The 22,307-nt window shown below is 70.1% G+C and carries 18 protein-coding genes, 1 pseudogene and 1 riboswitch; of the genes and pseudogenes, 7 read left to right on the top strand and 12 right to left on the bottom strand.

Annotated elements, in window-relative coordinates:
* Positions 1–199 precede the first annotated feature (199 nt).
* On the top strand, positions 200–481 hold the full coding sequence (locus tag WJM95_RS24995) for an HPr family phosphocarrier protein (RefSeq protein ID WP_339132033.1): 282 nt from the start codon (positions 200–202) through the stop codon (positions 479–481).
* A gap of 221 nt (positions 482–702) precedes the next feature.
* Here the strand turns inward: WJM95_RS24995 and WJM95_RS24990 are convergent, their stop codons facing one another.
* The 4 genes from WJM95_RS24990 to WJM95_RS24975 all read right to left on the bottom strand — a co-directional run bounded on the left by WJM95_RS24990 (position 703) and on the right by WJM95_RS24975 (position 5,486).
* Positions 703–1,395, bottom strand: coding sequence for a GntR family transcriptional regulator (locus WJM95_RS24990; protein WP_339132032.1), 693 nt, complete (start codon positions 1,393–1,395; stop codon positions 703–705).
* Between the two features lie 196 nt (positions 1,396–1,591).
* Entirely contained in the window at positions 1,592–2,359 is a 768-nt protein-coding gene (locus tag WJM95_RS24985) for a M23 family metallopeptidase (protein WP_339132031.1), read from the bottom strand.
* A gap of 12 nt (positions 2,360–2,371) precedes the next feature.
* Positions 2,372–2,529, bottom strand: a riboswitch (cyclic di-AMP (ydaO/yuaA leader).
* Positions 2,530–2,745: 216 nt separating this feature from the next.
* On the bottom strand, positions 2,746–4,134 hold the full coding sequence (locus tag WJM95_RS24980) for a pitrilysin family protein (protein ID WP_339132030.1): 1,389 nt from the start codon (positions 4,132–4,134) through the stop codon (positions 2,746–2,748).
* The gene (locus tag WJM95_RS24975) at positions 4,131–5,486 is read right to left on the bottom strand and encodes a pitrilysin family protein (protein ID WP_339135824.1); all 1,356 of its coding nucleotides are present in this window, start codon (positions 5,484–5,486) and stop codon (positions 4,131–4,133) included. The genes WJM95_RS24980 and WJM95_RS24975 overlap by 4 nt, the downstream gene beginning before the upstream one ends.
* A 354-nt stretch (positions 5,487–5,840) precedes the next feature.
* Between WJM95_RS24975 and WJM95_RS24970 the strand changes: the two genes are divergently transcribed.
* Positions 5,841–8,300 carry a DNA topoisomerase IV subunit A gene (locus tag WJM95_RS24970; protein WP_339132029.1) on the top strand — a complete coding sequence of 820 codons (2,460 nt, stop codon included), beginning with the start codon at positions 5,841–5,843 and terminating at the stop codon, positions 8,298–8,300.
* Between the two features lie 6 nt (positions 8,301–8,306).
* Here WJM95_RS24970 and WJM95_RS24965 read toward each other — a convergent pair whose 3' ends face one another.
* Positions 8,307–9,452 carry a GTP-binding protein gene (locus WJM95_RS24965; protein WP_339132028.1) on the bottom strand — a complete coding sequence of 382 codons (1,146 nt, stop codon included), beginning with the start codon at positions 9,450–9,452 and terminating at the stop codon, positions 8,307–8,309.
* A gap of 320 nt (positions 9,453–9,772) precedes the next feature.
* Here WJM95_RS24965 and WJM95_RS24960 point away from each other — a divergent pair, with 320 nt between their 5' ends.
* Positions 9,773–10,273, top strand: a complete 501-nt coding sequence (locus WJM95_RS24960) for a DUF6082 family protein (RefSeq protein ID WP_339132027.1) — start codon at positions 9,773–9,775, stop codon at positions 10,271–10,273.
* 366 nt (positions 10,274–10,639) lie between these two features.
* Positions 10,640–10,876: a hypothetical protein gene (locus WJM95_RS24955; RefSeq protein WP_339132026.1), complete on the top strand. Its 237-nt coding sequence runs from the start codon at positions 10,640–10,642 to the stop codon at positions 10,874–10,876.
* Between the two features lie 240 nt (positions 10,877–11,116).
* Here WJM95_RS24955 and WJM95_RS24950 read toward each other — a convergent pair whose 3' ends face one another.
* Entirely contained in the window at positions 11,117–12,295 is a 1,179-nt protein-coding gene (locus tag WJM95_RS24950) for a citrate synthase/methylcitrate synthase (protein WP_339132025.1), read from the bottom strand.
* Positions 12,296–12,392: 97 nt separating this feature from the next.
* Here WJM95_RS24950 and WJM95_RS24945 point away from each other — a divergent pair, with 97 nt between their 5' ends.
* The 3 genes and pseudogenes from WJM95_RS24945 to WJM95_RS24935 all read left to right on the top strand — a co-directional run.
* Positions 12,393–13,652 carry a citrate synthase gene (locus tag WJM95_RS24945; protein ID WP_339132024.1) on the top strand — a complete coding sequence of 420 codons (1,260 nt, stop codon included), beginning with the start codon at positions 12,393–12,395 and terminating at the stop codon, positions 13,650–13,652.
* Positions 13,653–13,818: 166 nt separating this feature from the next.
* Positions 13,819–14,763: a sucrase ferredoxin gene (locus WJM95_RS24940; protein ID WP_339132023.1), complete on the top strand. Its 945-nt coding sequence runs from the start codon at positions 13,819–13,821 to the stop codon at positions 14,761–14,763.
* A gap of 59 nt (positions 14,764–14,822) precedes the next feature.
* A pseudogene (locus WJM95_RS24935) lies at positions 14,823–14,897 on the top strand (two-component system response regulator); the annotation flags it as partial.
* Positions 14,898–14,980: 83 nt separating this feature from the next.
* On the opposite strand, the gene WJM95_RS24930 reads toward WJM95_RS24935, so the two are convergent.
* The 6 genes from WJM95_RS24930 to WJM95_RS24905 form a co-directional block, all read right to left on the bottom strand.
* Positions 14,981–16,573 (bottom strand): cation acetate symporter, encoded by a 1,593-nt coding sequence (locus tag WJM95_RS24930; RefSeq protein ID WP_339132022.1) that lies wholly within the window; start codon positions 16,571–16,573, stop codon positions 14,981–14,983.
* On the bottom strand, positions 16,570–17,058 hold the full coding sequence (locus WJM95_RS24925) for a DUF485 domain-containing protein (protein WP_339132021.1): 489 nt from the start codon (positions 17,056–17,058) through the stop codon (positions 16,570–16,572). The genes WJM95_RS24930 and WJM95_RS24925 overlap by 4 nt, the downstream gene beginning before the upstream one ends.
* Positions 17,059–17,163: 105 nt before the next feature.
* Positions 17,164–17,850 carry a response regulator transcription factor gene (locus WJM95_RS24920; RefSeq protein ID WP_339132020.1) on the bottom strand — a complete coding sequence of 229 codons (687 nt, stop codon included), beginning with the start codon at positions 17,848–17,850 and terminating at the stop codon, positions 17,164–17,166.
* A complete protein-coding gene (locus WJM95_RS24915) occupies positions 17,847–18,998 on the bottom strand; it encodes a histidine kinase (protein WP_339132019.1) in 1,152 nt (383 codons plus the stop codon). The genes WJM95_RS24920 and WJM95_RS24915 overlap by 4 nt, the downstream gene beginning before the upstream one ends.
* Positions 18,995–19,522, bottom strand: a complete 528-nt coding sequence (locus WJM95_RS24910) for a DUF1453 domain-containing protein (RefSeq protein WP_339132018.1) — start codon at positions 19,520–19,522, stop codon at positions 18,995–18,997. The genes WJM95_RS24915 and WJM95_RS24910 overlap by 4 nt, the downstream gene beginning before the upstream one ends.
* Positions 19,523–19,945: 423 nt before the next feature.
* Complete coding sequence (locus WJM95_RS24905) at positions 19,946–22,069, bottom strand: DNA topoisomerase IV subunit B (protein WP_339132017.1); 2,124 nt, start codon at positions 22,067–22,069, stop codon at positions 19,946–19,948.
* Positions 22,070–22,307 lie beyond the last annotated feature (238 nt).

The following is a 22,307-nucleotide window of genomic DNA, read 5'->3' as shown; positions in this document are numbered from 1 at the left end:
GACAACGGCGCGAGGCAGTCTGAGGGTGACGGACGTCGCAGCGGGCCTGGGTACGGCCCCGAAATCCCGCCGCGCCGGCGAGGCCGGCCCGCCCGGGGACCGGCACCGGGGCGGGGCGGGTCCCCGGGATCGTCCGGGCACGCCTCACGATATGGAACACTGGTCTAGACAACCCTGAACCCCCGAAGGGCAGCATCACATGGCTGAGCGCCGCGTCAACGTCGGCTGGACCGAGGGCCTCCACGCCCGCCCCGCCTCCATCTTCGTCCGGGCCACCACGGCCTCCGGCATCCCCGTGACGATCGCCAAGGCCGACGGCAACCCCGTCAATGCGGCCTCCATGCTCGCGGTCCTCGGGCTCGGCGCCCAGGGCGGCGAGGAGATCGTCCTCGCGTCGGACGCCGAGGGCGCGGACATCGCCCTCGACCGTCTGGCGAAGCTGGTCGCCGAGGGGCTCGACGAGCTCCCCGAGACCGTCTGAGGCGTCCTCCGGGTCAGGACACACGGCTGAGCCGCGCCCCCCTTGACCGGGGGCGCGGCTCAGCCGTTTTCCGTACGTCGCCCGGAAATTCTCCGGGCACCCCGCACCGCCTTCGCGGCAGGGCCGCAGGAATGGCGTGCACGATAATTCCGGACACACGAATAAAAGGGCATCAGAAATGAGCCCCCACCGAATATCCCTCTTTGTATACGGCGCCCGTGTTAATGACGCAGGCCCGTCATGTTTACGGGATGTTGCGAACTCCTCACACGGTCCGGCCGTTCGGCGCCGGGAAACCGGAGCCGGTGCGCGGCCATGGCGCGCTCGGTGTGCAGGGCCGTGATCGCGCGGGCCCGCTCGCTGTCGCCGCGGGCGACGGCGTCCACGATGCCGCCGTGCTCCGCCCAGGACTCCGCCGGGTCGGCCGGCGCGTCCACCGAGTACATCCAGGCGATCTTGTGGCGCAACTGCGAGAGCGTGGAGGTGAGCGCGGAACTGCCGGACGCCTGGGCGAGCGTCTCGTGGAACCAGCCGCCCAGCGAGCGCAGATCCTCGCTGTTGCCCCGCCTGGAGCGCTCCTGGCCCAGCCTGACCAGGCCGCGCAGCACCTTGAGGTGAGCCTCCGTGCGCCGCTGCGCGGCCCGCGCGGCACCCAGCGGCTCCAGCAGCATGCGCATCTCCAGGAGGTCCGCGGCCTCCTGCTCGGTGGGCTCCGCGACACAGGCGCCCGCGTGCCGACGGGTGACCACGAAGCCCTCGGCCTCCAGGGTGCGCAGGGCCTCGCGCACGGGGACGCGCGAGACGCCGTAGCGCCGCGCGAGCAGTTCCTCGGTGAGGCGGCCGCCGCGCTCGTAGACACCCGCGACGATGTCGTCACGGATCGCCGTGCACACCGAGTGCGCCGGAATACGCATGACCGACCTCCGCTTTAATCCCCGTGAAACGCCGACGATTGACGCTTCTTCAGTGACTCTATTGCAGGAGGCGTGAATTTCCGATGGCATGCCTGAACCCATGGATATTTTTTGGACAGACGGCGTCCGGAAACGACGATGCCCCGGCTCGGTGAGCCGGGGCATCGAAAGCGGTGAAGAAGCCGCGAAGCGGTCGTCAGACGTTGACGCCGTGCGAGCGCAGGTACGCGACCGGGTCCATGTCCGAGCCGTACTCGGCGGTCGTACGGGCCTCGAAGTGCAGGTGCGGTCCCGTGGTGTTGCCGGTGTCCCCGGAGAGGCCGATCTGCTGACCCGGGGTGACCGCCTGCCCCACGGACACACCGATGGACGACAGGTGGCCGTACATGGTGTACGTGCCGTCATGCATCTTGATCACGACTTGATTGCCGTAGGCGCCGCCCCAGCCGGCCGTGACGACCGTGCCGGAGCCGACGGCGTGGACCGAGGTGCCGGACGCGGCGTGGAAGTCGACGCCGGTGTGGCTGCCCGAGGACCAGAGGCTGCTGCTCGCCTTGTAACCGGTGGAGACGTACGAACCGGTGATCGGCAGGACGAACGTGTTCAGGCGCTTGCGCTCGGCCTCGCGGGCGGCGCGCGCCTTGGCCTCGCGGAGCTGCGTGGCCTGGGCGGCGGCCTGCTTGCGTGCCGTCTGCTCGGCCTGCTTGCGCGCGGCGGCCTCGTCGGCGGCGCGCTGCTGCGCGAAGGCCTGGGCGTCGATCTGGTCGGCGACCGCGTCGTTCAGGGTGACGGTCTGGGTCAGCCCGGTCTGCTCGACGGTGGCCTCCGCGGCGAACGCGGGAGCGGCCAGGGTTCCGATCACACCGGTGGTGGTGAGCGCCGCGACCCCGACGGCGGTCGTGGTGGTGCTGTGCACCCGGCTGCTCGTACGACGATGCTTGCCGGTGCCACAGGTGAACGCCATGTAGGGGCTGATCCTTTCCTTCCCTCTCGCCTACCGGGTTAGCTGACGGGTTCGGAGCAGGAAGGTCTCCTACGGACCCCCTCCGGAGAGGGCGTCCGATTCACCCCAGGGACTGCGTGGGTCCCCGGCTCCCCTGACTCGCGTCATGGGGGACTCGGCGATGACTGTCCGGTGCCGCGGGCGCGGCGCACTGCGTGACGAACAGTCGGACCGACGCTAGACGGGGCCTCATTCGAACAACAAACGGATCACGATTTTTGTAACGCATGCCACAGGGCAGAAGGGGTAACCCCTGCACGAATACGGACATCTTGGGGGCTGCGGCCGTCAAGAGGAGGGCCCTGACGGCTCTTCAGCCGTCAGGGCCCTCCTGGGTCGCGCGGGTGCTACTCGGCCGCCACCACGGTGACTTCACCGATTCCGAGGGCCCTGACCGGCTCCGCGATCTGCGCCGCGTCGCCCACCAGGACGGTCACCAGACGGTCCGTCGGGAAGGCGTTCACCGCCGCCGCGGTGGCCTCCACGGTGCCCGTGGCGGCCAGTTGGCGGTAGAGCGTCGACTGGTAGTCGTCCGGCAGGTGCTGCTCGACCTGGTCGGCGAGCGTGCTCGCGACGGCCGCCGCCGTCTCGAACTTCAGGGGCGCGACACCCACCAGGTTCTGCACGGCGACGTCGCGCTCCGTGTCGGTCAGCCCCTCGGCCGCGAGGGTGCGCAGCACCTTCCACAGGTCGTCGAGCGCAGGACCGGTGTTGGGGGTGTCGACCGAGCCGCTGATGGCGAGCATCGCGGCCCCCGTGCCGTCCGGCGCGGAGCGCAGGACCTGCCCGAACGCCCGAACGCCGTACGTGTAGCCCTTCTCCTCGCGCAGGACGCGGTCCAGGCGCGAGGTGAGGGTGCCGCCGAGGCAGTACGTGCCGAGGACCTGGGCGGGCCACACGCGCTCGTGCCGGTCGGCGCCGACACGGCCGATGAGCAGCTGCGTCTGGACCGCGCCGGGACGGTCGACGATGATCACGCGGCCGGTGTCGTCGGCGGTCACCGGCGGCACGGGAAGCGGCTCGGCGGACGAGCCGGTCCAGGAACCGAGCGTGTCGGCGAGCAGCTCGTCGAGGTCGACGCCGGTCAGGTCGCCCACGACGACCGCGGTGGCCGTGGCGGGGCGCACGTGCTTCTCGTAGAAGGCGCGCACGGCCGAGGAGTCGATGCTCCGGACGGTCTCCTCGGTGCCCTGACGCGGGCGCGCCATGCGCGCGCTCGCCGGGAACAGCTCCTTGGAGAGCTCCTTGGCCGCGCGACGGGCCGGGTTCGCCGTCTCGTGCGGGATCTCGTCCAGCCGGTTGGTCACCAGCCGCTCTACCTCGCTGTCCGCGAACGCGGGGGCCCGCAGGGCGTCGGCGAGCAGGCCGAGGGCCTTGGCCAGGCGCGAGACGGGCACTTCGAGCGACAGGCGTACGCCGGGGTGGTCGGCGTGCGCGTCGAGCGTGGCGCCGCAGCGCTCCAGCTCGGCGGCGAAGTCCTCGGCCGAGTGCTTGTCGGTGCCCTCGGAGAAGGCGCGCGCCATGATCGTGGCGATGCCGTCCAGGCCCGCGGGCTCGGCGTCCAGCGGCGCGGCGAGGATCACCTCGACGGCGACGACCTGCTGGCCGGGGCGGTGGCAGCGCAGCACGGTCAGGCCGTTGTCCAGGGTGCCGCGCTCGGGGGCGGGGAACGCCCACGGCTTGGGCTGTCCGGCCTGGGGGCGGGGGTGGAAGTCCATGGTGGCGAGCTCGGTCACTTCGCCGCCTCCTCGTCGGTCTCGTCGGTCTCGTCGGCGGAGCCGGCGGCTTCGGCGGTGGTCGGCTCGTAGACGAGCACCGCGCGGTTGTCGGGGCGCAGGCGGGCCTTCGCGGCCTCCCTGACCTCGTCCGCCGTGACGTCGAGGACGCGCTGCACGGCGGTCAGGGCGAGCTGCGGGTCGCCGAACAGGACGGCGTAGCGGCACAGTTCGTCGGCGCGGCCGGCGACGGTACCGAGCCGGTCGAGCCATTCGCGCTCCAACTGGGCCTGGGCACGCTCCATTTCCCCGGCCGTGGGGCCCTCTTCGGCGAACCGGGCGAGCTCCTCGTCGACGGCGGCCTCGATGACCGGGACCTCGACGTCGCCGGACGTCTTCACGTCCAGCCACCCCAGGGAGGGTGCTCCGGCGAGCCGCAGCAGGCCGAACCCGGCCGCGACGGCGGTGCGGTCACGGCGTACGAGCCGGTTGTAGAGCCGGGAGGACTCGCCGCCACCGAGGACGGTGAGCGCCAGGTCGGCCGCGTCGCACGCGCGCGTGCCGTCCTCCGGGAGCCGGTAGGCGGCCATCAGCGCGCGGGCCGGGACGTCCTCCTCGACGACCTCGCGCAGCTGCTCGCCGATGACGTCGGGCAGCGAGCCATCCCGCGGGGCGGGCTTGCCGTCGTGCCCGGGGATCGAGCCGAAGTACTTCTCGACCCAGACGAGCGTCTGCTCCGGATCGATGTCTCCGACGATCGACAGAACCGCGTTGTTGGGCGCGTAGTTGGTGCGGAAGAAGGCGCGGGCGTCCTCCAGGGTCGCCGCGTCCAGGTCCGCCATCGACCCGATCGGGGTGTGGTGGTACGGGTGGCCCTCGGGGTACGAGAGCGCGGTGAGCTTCTCGAAGGCGGTGCCGTACGGAACGTTGTCGTAACGCTGCCGGCGCTCGTTCTTCACCACGTCGCGCTGGTTCTCCATGGACTCGTCGTCCAGCGCCTCGAGCAGCGATCCCATGCGGTCGGCCTCCAGCCAGAGCGCGAGCTCCAGCTGGTGGGCGGGCATGGTCTCGAAGTAGTTGGTGCGCTCGAAACTCGTCGTGCCGTTGAGCGAGCCGCCAGCGCCCTGGACGAGTTCGAAGTGGCCGTTGCCGTGGACCTGCTTGGAGCCCTGGAACATCAGGTGCTCGAAAAGGTGGGCGAGACCGGTGCGGCCCTTGACCTCGTGGCGCGAGCCGACGTCGTACCAGAGGCACACCGCGGCGACCGGGGTCAGATGGTCCTCGGAGAGCACCACGCGCAGGCCGTTGGCCAGGCGGTGCTCGGTCGCTGTCAGGCCGCCGGAGCCTGCCTCAGCTGTGGCCGTGTGACCCATGGGCATGTACGTCCCTTCGATCGCGGAACTGCGTCATTCCTGTCGGTCCTGCCACTGTATGCAAGCGCGCGGACGGGTGGCGCGGTTCCCGCACCTCGTACGCCGAGAGCGAGACTCACGCGTGTCCGCCGCCCGCCCGGGGAAGCCTCCGCGGAAACCGCCGGGGGCGCGCCCCGGGCCGCAGGACACGGGGCCGCAGGGCCGCCCGGAAGGGGTGCCGGAGACGTCCGCGGAGCGTGCCGGCGGGGCGCTACGGACGGGTCGCGGTCGGCGTTGTCAGTGGGGCGGTCCACAATGGTGCGCGTCAGAACCCGTTCATGCCCCGGCAGAGACTGTGAAGGAGCCGCAGCAGCGATGGCCCGCCGCAGCACGAAGACCCCGCCGCCCGACGACTCGTACGAGGAGAAGATCCTCGACATCGACGTCGTGGACGAGATGCAGGGCTCCTTCCTCGAATACGCGTACTCGGTCATCTACTCGCGAGCCCTGCCGGACGCCCGGGACGGCCTCAAGCCGGTCCACCGTCGCATCGTGTACCAGATGAACGAGATGGGCCTGCGGCCCGACCGCGGCTACGTGAAGTGCGCCCGTGTCGTCGGCGAGGTCATGGGTAAGCTCCACCCGCACGGCGACGCGTCGATCTACGACGCCCTGGTGCGTCTGGCGCAGCCCTTCTCCATGCGGCTGCCCCTGGTCGACGGCCACGGCAACTTCGGTTCGCTGGGCAACGACGACCCGCCGGCCGCGATGCGTTACACCGAGGCCCGGATGGCCGACGCGACGTCGCTGATGACGGAGTCGATCGACGAGGACACCGTCGACTTCACGCCCAACTACGACGGCCAGGAGCGGGAGCCGGTGGCCCTCCCGGCCGCCTTCCCGAACCTGCTGGTCAACGGCTCGTCGGGCATCGCCGTCGGCATGGCCACGAACATGCCGCCGCACAACCTCGGCGAGGTCATCGCCGCGGCCCGGCACCTCATCCGCTACCCGGGCGCCGACCTCGAGACGCTGATGAAGCACGTCCCGGGCCCCGACCTGCCCACCGGCGGCCGGATCGTCGGCCTCTCCGGGATCAGGGACGCCTACGAATCGGGCCGCGGCACCTTCAAGATCCGCGCCACGGTGTCCGTGGAGGACGTCACGGCCCGCCGCAAGGGCCTCGTCGTCACCGAGCTGCCCTTCACCGTGGGTCCGGAGAAGGTGATCTCCAAGATCAAGGACCTGGTCGGCTCGAAGAAGCTCCAGGGCATCGCCGACGTCAAGGACCTCACCGACCGTGCGCACGGCCTGCGTCTGGTCATCGAGATCAAGAACGGCTTCGTGCCGGAGGCGGTCCTCGAACAGCTCTACAAACTGACGCCGATGGAGGAGTCCTTCGGCATCAACAACGTGGCCCTGGTGGACGGTCAGCCGCTCACCCTCGGCCTCAAGGAGCTGCTGGAGGTCTATCTCGACCACCGCTTCGACGTCGTGCGCCGCCGCAGCGAGTTCCGCCGCAGCAAGAAGCGCGACCGTCTGCACCTGGTCGAGGGTCTCCTCGTCGCCCTCCTGGACATCGACGAGGTCATCCGCCTCATCCGCTCCAGCGACAACTCGGCGCAGGCCAAGGAGCGGCTGATCGAGCACTTCTCGCTCTCCGAGATCCAGACGCAGTACATCCTCGACACACCGCTGCGCCGCCTCACCCGGTTCGACCGCATCGAGCTGGAGTCGGAGCGCGACCGCCTCAACGGCGAGATCGACGAGCTGACCGGCATCCTGGACTCGGACACGGAGCTGCGCAAGCTGGTCTCCGGTGAACTGGCCGCGGTGGCCAAGAAGTTCGGCACCGAGCGGCGCACGGTGCTCCTGGAGTCCGCGGGCACCCCCGCCGCGACCGTCTCGCTCCAGGTCGCCGACGACCCGTGCCGCGTCCTGCTGTCCTCCACAGGCCTGCTGGCGCGTACGGCGACGGGCGAGCCCCTGCCGCAGGACCCGGACGCCAAGCGCACCAAGCACGACGTGATCGTCTCCGCGGTGCCCGCGACGGCACTCGGCGAGATCGGCGTCGTCACGTCCCTGGGCCGCCTCCTGCGCCTGAACGTGATCGACCTCCCGCAGCTGCCCGAGACGGCGTCGGCACCCAATCTCTCCGGCGGCGCTCCGATCACGGAGTTCCTGTCCTCCCTGGAGCCGAAGGAGACGGTGGTCTGTCTGACGACGCTCGACGAGACCTCGCCCGGTCTCGCGATCGGCACGGAGCAAGGTGTCGTCAAGCGTGTGGTGCCCGACTACCCCTCGAACAAGGAGGAGTTGGAGGTCATCACGCTCAAGGACGGCGACCGGATCGTGGGTGCCGTCGAGCTGCGCACCGGCGAAGAGGACCTGGTCTTCATCACGGACGACGCCCAGCTCCTGCGCTACCAAGCCGCTCAGGTGCGTCCGCAGGGCCGTGCCGCGGGCGGCATGGCGGGCATCAAGCTGACGGACGGCGCGAAGGTGATCTCGTTCACCGCGGTCGACCCCGCCGTCGACGCGGTCGTGTTCACGGTGGCGGGTTCGCGCGGGACGCTGGACGACTCCGTCCAGACCACGGCCAAGCTGACCCCCTTCGACCAGTACCCCCGCAAGGGCCGCGCCACGGGCGGTGTGCGCTGCCAGCGGTTCCTGAAGGGCGAGGACTGTCTGTCGCTGGCCTGGGCCGGTCCGACGCCGGGACACGCGGCGCAGAAGACCGGAATGCCCGTCGACCTGCCGGAGATCGACCCGCGCCGTGACGGCTCGGGCGTGTCGCTGGGCAGGCCGGTGTCGGTGGTGGCCGGCCCGGTGTAGTCCCCGTCAGGCCTCCGGGCCGGGCTCCTGTACGTAGCGGAGGACGCCCCACATGCTGTGTTCGTCGGCATGCGGGGCGTCCTCCGTGCATGCCTCCAGCTCCTTGGCCAGCGCCACCGTGTCGATCCCCGAACCGATGAGGACGAGCTGGGTGAGGCGCTCGTCGGCTTCGGTCCAGGGCTCCGGGTAGAAGCGCAGGAACCGCCCGACGGCGTGCACGGCGTAGCGGTTGCGGATGTCCTGGACGCCGAAGTCGACGTAGCCCTTGATCCGGTAGAGCCCTTCGGGCCTGCTGTCGAGGAAGGCCATCAACTGCCTTGGCCCGAGGGGGACTTCAGAGCTGAAAGAGAGGGAGTCGTAGGCGGAGTGCAGATGCCCGGAGTGGTCGTGCCGCTCCCGGCCACGCTCCGTGCGGCCACGCTCCGTGCGGCCGCCCTCCGCCGGACGGTCTTCCCCGCTGTCGGCCTCGCCGTCGCCCGGTCCGTCGATCTCGTCCTCGTGCCGGTGGAGATCGTCGAAGGACAGCTGCCCGATGCGCTCCTCGCTGGGCCGGCAGTCGAACAGAAGCTCCGGATCGATCCGGCCGTAGGTGGCGGGGACGACGGCGGCACGGTCGGCGAGCTCCCGCACGACACCCAGCACCCGGTCCCGGTCGTCGGCCCGGTCGACCTTGTTGACGACGACGAGATCGGCGAGCGCGAGGTGCCGGTCGATTTCGGGATGCTTCTCGCGTGTACCGGCGAACTCGGCGGCGTCGACGACCTCGACGAGCCCTCCGTACACGATCCCCGGATGCTCGCTGGCGAGCACCATGCGCACGAGCTCCTGGGGCTCGGCGAGCCCGCTCGCCTCGATGACGATGACGTCGATCCGAGCGGAGGGCCGAGCGAGCCGATCAAGATATTGATCAAGTTCGGTGACATCGACCGCACAGCACAGACACCCGTTGCCGAGCGAGACGGTGGAGTCGCCGAGTGCCCCGGCCACCGCCATCGCGTCGATCTCGATCGCCCCGAAGTCGTTCACGACGGCTCCGATGCGGCTGCCTCCACTGCGATGCAGGAGGTGGTTGAGCAGTGTGGTCTTGCCGGAGCCGAGGAAGCCGGCGAGAACGATGACCGGGATCTGCCGGGTACTCGACCGACTCACCATGCGCCCTCTCTGAACCTGTGCGCGCACCGGCTCACGGGACCGGCGCTCACGCGCGGAATGAATGCCGACCCAGCATACGAGTGGGCGGAATCGCCCCGAAGTGAACGATTGTTAGCGGCGCTCGCGGGGCACACGTTGGACATGGCGCCGGTGGATGCGACCCGCACATCCCTCCGTGCGCCTCCTCTCCGCCTCCCTGCCGATCAGAGCCGCTCGGCAACACTGGGAGACGGCAAGCGCGCCGCCCACCGCTCGCCGGTCCGCTCCCTGTCGCCCCACAACCGACGACCGGCGGACGGTCGCCTGATTCGGGGGTTGACATGGCCACACAGATTTCCGCGATACGGAGGCTCGGCGCTGCCGCGTGGTCGGGCTTCGGCGCCGCGGCAAACGCCGTGACGGAGCGAAGCACACGGCAGCGCCGACGTGCCGTGCTCACCGAGCAGCACCGACTCCATTTCGACCTGATGTGCAAAGCCATGGACGATCCCGCCCTCGCCGCCGTGCTCAACACGTACGAAACCGAGATCGGACCCGAGAAGCAGCGCCAGTACCTCTTCGCGAACGCCCTCTACATCAACGCCCTGTACTTCCACCGGATCGGGGCGCTCACGCGCGCGGAGCTCCACGGCCACTTCCGCATCATCTGCCAGAATCCGATCTTCAGGGAGTACTGGGCGGCGACCGAGCATCACCGCAAGAGCCTGCCCGAGTCCTCCGACGAGGCTCAACTGGGCCGGATGATGGACACGCTGATCCAGGATCAGGCGGATGCCGACGCCGACGAATGGTGGGTCGTCGGAGAGCCGGATGAGGGATAGTCCCGCACACTGCCGGGCTCGACCGGTAGCGTGACACGTGGGGTCGTACCTCGCGGCGCGCGGGGGTCGAGCCCCGCACGCCCCTCCCACACCTTGGTGCGCCACGGGTCGCCTACCACCCTCATACCACCCCTGGTCAAGCAAAGCTCTCCAGATTCACTCGGCTGCTTGCCGCGCTTTGGATACCAGGGGCATCGCGAGCCGCTAAGTTTGCGCGCATGCTCAGATCTCTCTGAGCCCTCCGGCTCAACACCCATGCGCTCGGAGAGTTCCACCTCCGAACGATCACCCCTGCTCGGAGGCCTCAACTCCGAAACAACAGCTCGGATCCCTTACTGCTCCGAGCCATAAGGTTGGTAATTTTCCGTGAAGATCGTGCGACGTGTCGGGGCTACTCCACGCGAGCGCGGCAGCGCTTCTGGCCAGTCATGCCCCGACATCTTCGAGCTCAGCGACGGCGACTTCGCCGTCATCGGGCGCGAGGCCACCCTGGAACTCGACCCCGAGCTCCCGCCCGACGCTTCACGGGCCGACTACGAACGGATCGTCGTCATCACGCGCGACACCTTGCTGCGCGCCAAGAAGGACATCCCGGACCTCTGACGCCGGGACACGCCCATCCACGGAGCGACGAGGGCCTGGCGGTACGACCGCGAACGGACGGCTTCCCGTCCGACCCCTTGGATTCGGTTCCCACCCATTGACTCGCCGGGTTGGAATCCCGTCGGCCAGGACCCGGAGCCCGGCATCACCACGGTGCCGGGCCCTTTACGTGTGCCCCGCGGGCCGGATCGCCCGTACGACGGCAGCCGGGTCCCTGACGCCGTCGACTGCTCGCCGACGTCAGGCGGCCGACGGCACCGCCACCGGTGGAACCGGACCCACGTAGCGGGCAGCCGGGCGGATTATCTTCGGGTCCTTCGCCTGTTCCACGATGTTCGCGCTCCAGCCGACCACGCGGGCGGCGGCGAAGGTGGGGGTGAACATCTCGCGGGGCAGCCCGCAGAGTTCCATGACCACACCTGCGTAGAACTCCACGTTGGTGTGCAGCTCGCGGCCCGGCTTGAGTTCGGCCAGGATCGCCTCCACCTGCCGTTCCACTTCGACCGCGAACTCGACGAGCGGGCCCCCGAACTCCTCGGCCATCCCCCGGAGCATCCGCGAACGCGGGTCCTCCGTGCGGTAGACGGGGTGCCCGAAGCCCATGATGCGCTCGCCGGCCAGGACGCGTTCACGGATCCAGCCGTCGATACGGTCAGGGGTCCCGATCGCGTCGAGGGTGTCCAGGGCACGGCTGGGAGCGCCTCCGTGGAGCGGGCCCGAGAGAGCGCCGATGGCGCCCACGAGGCAGGCCGCCACATCCGCACCGGTGGAAGCGATCACCCGCGCCGTGAACGTTGACGCATTGAATCCATGGTCAATGGTTGAGATGAGGTATTGCTCGACCGCTCGGGCGCGCGCCGCGTCCGGCTCCGAACCCGTCAACATGTACAGGTAGTTGGCGGCGTACCCCAGGTCCTCGCGCGGCTCCACCGGCTCCAGTCCCCGCCCGATCCGGTACAGCGCGGTGAGCAGGGTCGGTACGGCCGCCGTCGCCGCGAGACCGTCGTCGAGGCGGCGACCGGCGTCGATGTCGTACACCGGACGGAACCCCAGCGACGCTCCGAGGAGGGACAGGGCGGTGCGCAGTCCGGCGAGGGGGCCCGAGGGCCCGGTCGCGGCCGCGATCGCGGGCAGCGCCGCCCGTACGTCGTCCGGCAGCCGGCGCAGCCGCGCGGTGCGCGCGGTGAAGGCGGCGCGGCGGGTCGCGTCGGGCAGTTCGCCGTGGGCCAGCAGATGCCAGACGTCCTCGAAGCAGCGGGTCCGCGCCAGGTCGACGGCCGAGTACTGGCGGTAGTGGTAGAAGCCCTCCAGCCCTCTGACGTCACCCAGTTCGGTGTCGGTGACGACGACCCCGGCGAGACCTCTCGGTACCTCGGCGCGCGTGTCGCCGGAGATGGACGCGGTTCGGTTGATCGGCATGTTTCCTCCCTGGACTTGATTCGACTGTCCATGATTGACTCAATAACTGTCAACATTGATTGAATCAATATACCGATCCACGGATACGGTGGCGTTCATGAGGGATCGAGAAGCGGCCATTCCGGCACGCGAAGGCCGACGGCTCAGCACCAAGGAGACCGCCGAGCTGCTGGGCGTGAAACCGGAGACCGTGTACGCCTATGTGAGCCGCGGCCAGCTCAGCAGCCGACGGGAGCCGGGAGGACGCGGGAGCACGTTCGACCCCAAGGAGGTCGAGGCTCTCGCACGGCGCAACAGACGTGAAGGCGGCGGCAGTTCGAGCGGCGGCGGCGAACTCTCCGTACGCACCCGCATCACCTTGATCGACAAGGATCGGTACTACTTCCGGGGTGTCGACGCGGCGGAACTGGCCTCCCGGTACTCCTACGAGGAGATCGCCGAATGGCTGTGGACCGGTGCACTCCGCCCCGGCGTCACGTTCAAGGCCCCGGAGGCGTCCGTGGCCGCCGCCCGTCGCAGCGTCGACGCGCTGCCCGAGCACAGCGGCCCGACCGACCGGCTGCGCGTGGCGACGATCGCCGCCGCGGCCGCCGACCCGCTGCGCTTCGACCTCTCCGAGGACGCCGTGCTCGGCACCGGGCGCACCCTCATTCCCACCCTCGTCGCCGCGCTGCCGACCGTGGGACACGACCACCGCGACGAAGGCCCCCTGGCTCACCGGTTGTGGGCAAGGCTGAGCGGACGCGTACCCGACGAGGCGTCATTGCGGGTGCTGGACACGGCACTCGGACTGCTCGTCGACCACGACCTGGCCGCCTCGACGCTGGCGGTCCGGGTCGCGGCGTCCGCTCGCGCCCACACGTACGCGGCCGTGTCCGCGGGCCTCGGCGCCCTCGAAGGACCCCTGCACGGTGCCGCCAGCGGGCTCGCGCACCGGCTGCTGCTGGACGTGCTCGACCAGGGCACGGCCGCTCCCGTGGTCGCCGACGAGCTGCGCGCCGGGCGCCGCGTCCCCGGACTCGGCCATCGGCTCTACCCCGGCGAGGATCCACGCGCGCGTGCCCTGTTCGCCCTCCTTGAGGAGGTCCCCGGCGCGGCGCCCGCGCTGGCCGCGGCCCGTGACGTCGTGACCACCACCGCCCGGCACGCGCCTCTGCACGCCAACGTCGATCTCGCGCTGGCCGTCCTCACGACCTCGTCCGGCATGCCGGCCTCCGCCGGAGAGACGATCTTCGCCATCGCCCGGACGGCGGGCTGGATCGCCCACACCCTGGAGGAGTACGCGGAACGCCCGCTGCGGATGCGGCCGAGCGGCCACTACGTGGGCGAACGGCCCCCGCAACCGCTCCCGCGTTAGAGGGCGCACGCCGGGCGCGGGGGGAAGGTCCGTGCGCACCGTCCGGGCGCTGTAGCTCCACCCGCGCTTCCGCACACCCCGCAAAGCGCCTGGTCCACCCCCTCGCGCGCCCCCCGCGAGGACGGCGGGAAGTCGCCCCGGGCGAAGTCAGGTTAGGCTCACCTCTGTGAGTACGTGCACGACCGCGTCACGGCAGCTCGACGAGCCGCTCTCCGGGACCGCGGCCACCGCGAGGACATGGCTGCTCATCGAGCAGCCCGGACCCTGGGGTGCCAAGGCGCTCACCTCGAGCCACCTGGATCCCACGCTCGGCCGCGCCCTCGAGGCGGCCGCCCAGGACACCGGAGTGCGGATCGCCCTCATCCGGCGTCCCGGACGCCACGCCGACTGTGGTCCGCTCGCCGAGCGGCAGGTGTACGCGGCCCACACCACTCCGGGAAACGTGTGGCTGCACAGCGCCATGACCCGTGATCCCGGGCAGCTGCTCGGCCTCGACCTGGCAGCGCTCGGGGCGGGTGACCCGAGCTCCTTCGACGAGGCTCTCCGGGGGCAGCCCCATGCCGGCGAGCCGCTGGCCCTCGTCTGCACCAACGGCAAGCGTGACCGCTGCTGCGCCCTGCTGGGCCGCCCCCTGGCCGCGGAACTGGCCGCCTCTGGGGTCGACGGCACCTGGGAGGTCACCCATCTGGGTGGTCATCGTTTCTCACCCACCGTGCTGGTCCTGCCGTACGGCTACGCGTACGGACGCACCGAGGCCCATGCCGTCAAGGAGGTCCTCCAGGGCGTCCGCGAGGGCCGGGTCGTCACCGAGGGGTGCCGTGGGAACTCCACCTGGGAACGCCCGGGCCAGGCGGCGGAACTGGCCGTACGGACCGCTTCGGGGGAACACGCCGCCGGTGTCCTGACAGTGATCCGCACGGACGGCGCGGCCCCGCGCTGGGACGTGACCGTCGCCCACACCGACGGCCGTCTGTGGCGGGTCGTCGTCGCGCGGGGCGCCTCATTGCCTCCCCGCCCGGAGAGCTGCGGTTCGGCACTCGGTTCACCCGCGCGGATGGACGTGGTGGCCGTGAGGCAACTCGAGGAGACGGCTGTCGCCGTGGCCTGCTGAGGATGCTGCTCCCGGGTCCGGCGCCGGAAGGGTGGCGCGCGGAGCGCGGAGGACCGGCCGGACGGCTGCGCCTGTCTCTCAAGTACGGCGACACGGGACGCCCGGAACACCGCTACGCGTGGGTGGCGCCCTGAGCCGACCCTCCCCCAGCCGTCGGCTGTCGTCCGGGTCGTGCCGCCTCAGGGCCGTCGTGTCGTGTACGAGGGGCTCGCGACCGTCAGACGGCCCCGGCACCCGTGAGCGCGCGGACCTCGAGTTCCGCGTGCTTGGCCTCGTCCGGCGGCTCCGCCGAGATGACGGTCCCGAGCCAGCCGGCGACGAAGCCCAGGGGGATCGACACCAAGCCGGGGTTCTGAAGCGGGAAGTACTGGAAGTCCACCCCCGGGAAGAGCGATTCGGGGCTGCCCGACACCACGGGCGAGAGCAGCACCAGCAGCAGTGCGGGCACCAGACCGCCGTACACGGCCCACACGGCGCCACGCGTCGTGAAGGACCGCCAGAAGAGGGAATACAGCAGCACCGGCAGGTTCGCGGACGCTGCGACGGCGAAGGCGAGCCCTACCAGGAAGGCCACGTTGAGGTCCCGGGCGAGCAGGCTCAGACCGATGGCGATCACCCCGATGCCGACCGACGCGCCACGCGCCACCGTGACCTCCCCGCGCGGCTTGGCGTGGCGGCGGCGCAACGAGGCGTACAGGTCGTGGGCCACGGCCGCCGAGGACGCGAGAGTGACTCCGGCGACGACCGCGAGAATCGTGGCGAAGGCGATGGCGGCGACGATCGCGAACAGGACCGTTCCTCCAGTGGAGTCGGCCCCGCCACCCAGGTCCAGGGCCAGCAACGGGACGGCGGTGTTGCCCGCGGCGTTCGATCCGCGCACCGCCTCGGGACCTACGACGGCTGCCGCGCCGAAGCCCAGCACGATCGTCATCAGGTAGAAGCCGCCGATGAGCCCGATCGACCACAGCACCGAGCGCCTGGCGGCTCGCGCGGTGGGCACGGTGTAGAAGCGCGACAGAATGTGCGGCAGTCCGGCGGTGCCGAGTACCAGCGCGAGGCCGAGGCTCATGAAGTCGAAGCGTGCCGTCCAGTCGCCGCCGTACTTCAGCCCGGGCGCGAGGAAGGCCATGCCGTGCCCACTGCGCCGCGCGGCCGTGCGCAGCAGTTCGTCGATGTCACCGTGGAACCGCACCAGGACGAGCACGGTGAGAGCGATGGCCCCGCCGATCAGCAGGACCGCCTTGACGATCTGGATCCAGGTGGTCGCCCTCATCCCTCCCATCGACACATAGATCACCATGAGCGCACCGACACCGATCACCGTCCAGTTGCGCGCCGCGCCGCTCGTTCCTCCCAGCAGCAGCGACACCAGGCTGCCCGCGCCCACCATCTGCGCCACGAGATACAGGACGGACACCACCACCGAGGACGTCCCGGCGGCGATCCGCACCGGCCGTTCCTCCATCCGGGCCGCGACGACGTCGGCGAGCGTGAACCGGCCGCAGTTGCGGACCAGTTCGGCGACGAGGAAGAGGACAACCAGCCAGGCCACCAGGAATCCCACGGCGTACAGCAGGCCGTCGTAGCCGTACAGGGCGATGAGTCCCGTGACGCCGAGGAAGGAGGCGGCCGACATGTAGTCCCCGGAGAGCGCGAAGCCGTTCTCCATCGGCGAGAACAGCCGCCCGCCCGCGTAGAACTCCTCGGCCGAGCCATGCCGGTTGCGACTCACCCAGGTCGTGATCGCCAGTGTCACCGCGACGAACGCGCTGAACAGCAGCAGCGCCAGGGTCTGATGGTGACCGCTCACCGCTCACCACCCCGGGCGTTCCGTGTCATCTCCTGGGTGTCCCAGCGCAGTTCGAGCGCGGCCCGGTCCCGGCGCAGCCGCGCGTGCCGTGCGTAGGCCCAGGCGAGCAGGAACGTCGTGAGGAACTGTCCGAGTCCCGCGAGCAGGGCCACGTTCACCACGCCGACGACGGGTCGTGCCATGAACCCCGGCGCGGTGGTCGCGGTCACCACATAGCCGACGTACCAGGGGAAGAAGACGGCGATGGCCGGAATCACGAACCCGCGGTACCGGCCGCGTACTTCCTGGAAGGCGGCGCTGCGCTGCACCTCCAGATAGACGTGGGCGGCTCCGCCGGGTCGTCCCTCGTGTTCCGAACGGGCGGCCGGCACGGCGGGAGCGAACGCCCCTGTGCCGTCCAACTCGCCCCAGCCGGAAGCGAGCGCGTCGTACCAGGGGTCGTCGAACCGGACCTCCCCCGTGTCGCCGCCGTCGTGCTTCTCCACCGAACTCTCCTTGTCCGCGACCCGTTTCTGCCGCGTACCCAAGGATGTGCAGATCGGAGGGCTTCCCGACTCCTCTCTCCGTGCCCTTCACCCCATTAGGTGACCTCATCTCGTGGGTGGCCGCACGAGACCTTTCCCATAGGCGTAACGGACCGCTTGTGCGCGGTCCTTGAGACCCGCCTTGGCGAAGAGGTTGTTGATGTGGGTCTTCACCGTGGCCGTGGACACGTGCAGCTTGCGGGCGATCTCGTGGTTGCTGAGGCCCTCCGCGATCAGCAGGAGCACCTCCGTCTCGCGCGAAGTGAGTCCGTCCGGGGACTCGGGGGGCGGGGCCGGCTCCGGTTCCGGATCCGACAGCCGCTCCAGCAACCGTCGCTGGATGCTCGGCGAGAGCCCGGCGTCCCCGGAGAGCACGCTCTCCACGGCCCGCACGATCTCGTCGCCGCCCGCGTCCTTGGTCAGATAGCCCCGGGCCCCGGCGCGCAGTGCCGGGAACAGCGACTCGTCGTCCACGAACGTCGTGAGCACCACGACCTGGGTCCCTGGGTACTCGGCACGGATACGCCGGGTCGCCTCGACCCCGTCGCAGCGAGGCATGCGCAGATCCATCAACACGACGTCCGGGGCGAGTTGGGCCACGAGGGCGATGGCTTCGTCCCCGTCGCCGGCCGCTCCGACGACCTCGAGCCCCGGCAGCAGCCCCAGCAGCATCACGATGCCCTCGCGCACGACCGTCTGATCGTCCGCGACCACGACCCGCGCCGGCCCCCTGCCCTCCGCCCGCTCGGTCATACCGGCACCTTCAGCGTCACCACGAACCCCTCCTCGCCCGGTCCGGCATCCAGCGAGCCTCCCAGCAGTTCGGCGCGCTCCCGCATGCCCAGCAGACCGTAACCGGCTCCCGAACCGCTGAGTTCGCCCGGTTTTCCACCCGAATCCCGTACGTCCAACGTCACTTCGTGCTCGCCGTAGTCCAGTCTTATGTCGATCTTGGCGCCCGGAGCGTGCTTGCGTACGTTCGTGAGCGCCTCCTGCGCGACTCGGCGCACCGCCTGGGAGGCCTCCGCCGGCAGCGGCTGACGCTCACCGGTCACGGTGACACCGGCGCGGCCCGCGGTGGCGACGAGTTCGCCGAGGAAATCCTCCAGCGGGGACATCTCGCCCCGGAGCGCGGAAAGCGCCTGCCTGGTCTCGGCGAGCCCCTCACAGGCCATCCCCCTTGCCGCCACGACCCGTTCGAGAATGACCTCGCGGTCCGCTCCTCTCTCGATCATCAGTCGTGCCGCCTCAAGGTGCACGAGCTGCGCCGAGAGGCTGTGGGCCAGGACGTCGTGGATCTCCCGAGCTATCCGCGCCCGCTCCGCGAGGGCCGCCGACTCCGCCTCGGCGGCGTGGGCCGCCCGTTCCTGGACCAGCAGCCGCTGCGCACTTGCCCGCGCTTCCGAGTCGAGGCGCAGCACGTACCCCGCGAGCGCCAGCCCCCCGGTGGTGGCCGCGCTGGTCAGCCAGACGTCGTTGTCGAGAGCCGCGTACGTGCTCAGCGCCACCGCCGTGGCCGGCAGGGCCGCCGCCAGAGGCAGCCGTTCGATGGCGGCGACTCCACACCCGCACAGCAGGACGAGCGCCGGAATCCGGAAGCCCGCGCCGTACCCGGCGGTCGCGAGCGCCAGCAGCAGGGCGATCAGCGCCAGGGACGGCAGCAGTCGATGCTCCAGCGTGGTCCGCCAAAGCGCCCAGGCGAGGAACCCGCACACCGCGATTCCCGTGACGCCTCCGGCGAGCGCCCAGCCGCTGAGATCGCGATTCGTGAGTGTCGTGGCCACGAGCATGACGAGGACGACGGTGCGTGTGACCCAGGCGAGCACCCGGCGGGCCTTGTGCACGCCCACGCGGGAGAGTGCTTCACGAGAGGGCCAGCGCGTCCAGACGTTGTCCGTCACAGGCGCTCCTTCCGCAGGACCCGGCGCACTCCGTCACCGTACGCCGGGACCTGTCCGGTCGCCGTCGGCTCCAGGGACTGGGCTCGCCAGGTCAGCACCCCGGAACGGACCAGGAGGGTGGCCGCCAGACCGAGCATCAGGGCCGAGGAGCTCTGATGCACGCCGAGCTGGGCGCCGATGCCGAACAGCCCTAGGCGCAGGGCGATGCCGGCGATCCATACGGCCCCGCCGGCCTTGGTGCTCCTGCTCCACACGGAGCCGTCCGGCTCCGTCCATATCCGCGTCGTCCAGGCCCATCCTGCTCCGATGGCCAGCGCCGTCAGCAGCTCCGTGCCCAGCAGGACGGACGACTCCACCTGGTGGTGCGCGTCGATCACGCCGGGTTCACGCAGGGCGACGACGGCGAGAACCGCGGGCACGATCCACCAGCGCCGGTCCGAACCGATCCGCCGCGCGCTGAACTGGCGCGCGATCACCACAGCGGCGACAGCGACGATCACCACGGCATTCATGAGCCCGGACATGCGTGGCCTCCGTGAGCGAGAAGGGGATGTCCGCAGCGAGCGCTGCCGACCCCATCGACGCTACGGAAATCGCGTCCGCGACAGATCGGAGCCCGGGTGGATCGTGGGTGGATCCCCCGCAGCCCCGCATCTCCACCCACGGGTGGACCCGCCCCCGCGCCGAGCTCTCACGGCCGGACCCGAACTCCATCGCGGCAGAGCAGAGGCTCGTTTCGCCCCTCCGCCCCTACCCAACCCGAACCTTGGACTCCGCCCCGGACCCCGCTCCTCAAACGCCGGAGGTGCTGGAACTTACTCGCACTCGCTGGTGCAGCGGCTCCCTCGGAAGCCCACTCCGGATCCGAGGGCGACGGGCGGATGCACCGGCACGGCCCCGACCCCCGCCGACAAGCCGGAGCCGAACCCGGTGACCTCCCGGCAGGGCTACGCGTCGATCCTCGACCGGTCCAGCGTCGCGGCCGAGCTCGAGATGAACTCCTTGCGCGGCGCCACGTCGTTGCCCATCAGCAGGTCGAACACCTGCTCGGACGCTTCCAGGTCGGAGATGTTGATGCGGCGCAGCGTGCGGAACCGCGGATCCATCGTCGTCTCGGCCAGCTGATCGGCGTCCATCTCACCGAGACCCTTGTAACGCTGGATCGAGTCCTTGTACCGCACACCCTTGCGCTGGAGCTCCAGCACCGTCTCCCGCAGCTCACGGTCCGAGTACGTGTAGACGTACTTGTCCTGGCCCTTCTTGGGCTGGCTGAGCTCGATCCGGTGCAGCGGCGGAACCGCGGCGAACACCCGCCCCGCCTCGACCATGGGCCGCATGTACCGCTGGAACAGGGTCAGCAGCAGAATCCGGATGTGCGCGCCGTCGACATCGGCGTCGACGAGAAGAATGATCTTCCCGTAGCGCGCCGCGTCGATGTCGAAGGTCCGCCCGGAGCCCGCCCCTATGACCTGGATGATCGCGCCGCACTCGGCGTTCTTCAGCATGTCCGTCACGGACGCCTTCTGAACGTTGAGGATCTTGCCCCGGATCGGCAGCAGCGCCTGGAACTCGGAGTTCCGGGCCAGCTTCGCCGTGCCCAGCGCGGAGTCGCCCTCGACGATGAACAGCTCGCTGCGCTCGACGTCGTCACTGCGGCAGTCGGCCAGCTTCGCCGGCAGCGAGGAGGACTCCAGCGCCGTCTTCCGGCGCTGCGCGTCCTTGTGCTGGCGGGCGGCGATCCTCGTGCGCGCGGCGGCGACGGCCTTCTCCATGACGACCCGGGCCTGCGCGGCCTCGTCCCGCTTGGCGGAGGTCAGGAACGCCTTGAGTTCCTTGGTCACCACGTTCGTCACGATGCGACGGGCGGCCGAGGTCCCGAGGACCTCCTTCGTCTGCCCCTCGAACTGAGGCTCGGCGAGACGCACGGTGACGACGGCGGTGAGGCCCTCAAGGGCGTCGTCCTTGACGATGTCGTCCTCTGCGACGCGCAGCAGCTTCTTGGTCCGCAGGACCTCGTTCATCGTCTTGGCGACGGCCTGTTCGAAGCCGGCGACATGGGTGCCGCCCTTGGGCGTGGCGATGATGTTCACGAACGACTTCAGGGTCGTGTCGTAACCGGTGCCCCAGCGCATCGCGACATCGACGCCCAGCTCACGGGTGACCTCGGTCGGCGTCATCTGACCGTGCTCGTCGAGGACCGGGACGGTCTCCTTGAAGGTGCCCTGTCCGCTGAAGCGGAGGACGTCGCAGACCGGCTTGTCGGCCGCCAGGAACTCGCAGAACTCGCTGATCCCGCCGTCGAAGCGGAACGACTCCTCGCCCTTGCTGCCGCCTTCACCGAGCCCGAATTCGTCGCGGACGACGATGGTCAGACCCGGGACCAGGAAGGCGGTCTGGCGGGCGCGCTGGTGGAGGTGCTCCAGCGAGAGCTTGGCGTCCTTGAGGAAGATCTGGCGGTCGGCCCAGTAGCGCACGCGCGTGCCGGTGCGGGTCTTCGGGATCCGCTTGAGCTTGCGCAGGCCGCTCGTCGCGTCGAAGGCGGCGTCGGGTCCGTCGGCCTTGAAGGCTCCCGGGGTGCCGCGGCGGAAGCTCACCGCGTGGGTCTGGCCGTTACGGTCCACCTCGACGTCCAAGCGGGCGGAGAGCGCGTTCACCACGGAGGCGCCCACACCGTGCAGGCCACCGGAGGCCGCGTACGAGCCGCCACCGAACTTGCCACCCGCGTGCAGCTTGGTCATGACGACCTCGACGCCGGAGAGGCCGGTCTTGGGCTCCACGTCGACGGGGATGCCACGGCCGTTGTCCCGCACCTCGACGGAGGCGTCGTCGTGCAGGATGACGTCGATGTGGTCGCAGTAGCCGCCGAGGGCCTCGTCGACGGAGTTGTCGATGATCTCCCAGAGGCAGTGCATCAGGCCACGGCTGTCGGTCGACCCGATGTACATGCCCGGGCGCTTCCGCACTGCCTCGAGCCCCTCAAGGACGAGCAGGTGCCGCGCGGTGTAGTTGGAACCGTCACGGTCTGCTCCGGTCAGCAGCGCTGTGGACGGCACGGACGTATCGGCGGTCACGCGGTTCGCTCCTCGCTGAATTTCATGGGAGACCCTTTTGGGTAAGGGCCCGGCTTCGGTTGCCGCTCAGAGGGTACCGAGGCCTGGTAGAGCCGTTGTAGCACCACCCTCGCATGAACTCACCCTAGTCCAGGATCGCATGGGTGTTCGATCCCTCGATGGAGTGAAGTACATATCACGTTCCCTTCGAGGCATGAACCATTTAGGCTCCGGGCACGTCCTCATGAACAACCGGCAA

This window comes from Streptomyces sp. f51, from assembly GCF_037940415.1.
In the GTDB taxonomy this organism is placed as follows: domain Bacteria; phylum Actinomycetota; class Actinomycetes; order Streptomycetales; family Streptomycetaceae; genus Streptomyces.
The sequence above is the reverse complement of the archived record's forward strand: the minus strand, read 5'-3'. Positions and strand labels throughout refer to the sequence as shown.

Bases quoted from the DNA above. Each gene is read 5' to 3' on its own strand.
- WJM95_RS24920 (WP_339132020.1), bottom strand. From the start codon at position 17,850: ATGACCGAGCGGGCGGAGGGCAGGGGGCCGGCGCGGGTCGTGGTCGCG.
- WJM95_RS24995 (WP_339132033.1), top strand. From the start codon at position 200: ATGGCTGAGCGCCGCGTCAACGTCGGCTGGACCGAGGGCCTCCACGCC.
- WJM95_RS24950 (WP_339132025.1), bottom strand. From the start codon at position 12,295: ATGCCGATCAACCGAACCGCGTCCATCTCCGGCGACACGCGCGCCGAG.
- WJM95_RS24975 (WP_339135824.1), bottom strand. From the start codon at position 5,486: ATGGGTCACACGGCCACAGCTGAGGCAGGCTCCGGCGGCCTGACAGCG.
- WJM95_RS24965 (WP_339132028.1), bottom strand. From the start codon at position 9,452: ATGGTGAGTCGGTCGAGTACCCGGCAGATCCCGGTCATCGTTCTCGCC.
- WJM95_RS24985 (WP_339132031.1), bottom strand. From the start codon at position 2,359: ATGGCGTTCACCTGTGGCACCGGCAAGCATCGTCGTACGAGCAGCCGG.
- WJM95_RS24945 (WP_339132024.1), top strand. From the start codon at position 12,393: ATGAGGGATCGAGAAGCGGCCATTCCGGCACGCGAAGGCCGACGGCTC.
- WJM95_RS24960 (WP_339132027.1), top strand. From the start codon at position 9,773: ATGGCCACACAGATTTCCGCGATACGGAGGCTCGGCGCTGCCGCGTGG.
- WJM95_RS24990 (WP_339132032.1), bottom strand. From the start codon at position 1,395: ATGCGTATTCCGGCGCACTCGGTGTGCACGGCGATCCGTGACGACATC.
- WJM95_RS24910 (WP_339132018.1), bottom strand. From the start codon at position 19,522: ATGTCCGGGCTCATGAATGCCGTGGTGATCGTCGCTGTCGCCGCTGTG.
- WJM95_RS24970 (WP_339132029.1), top strand. From the start codon at position 5,841: ATGGCCCGCCGCAGCACGAAGACCCCGCCGCCCGACGACTCGTACGAG.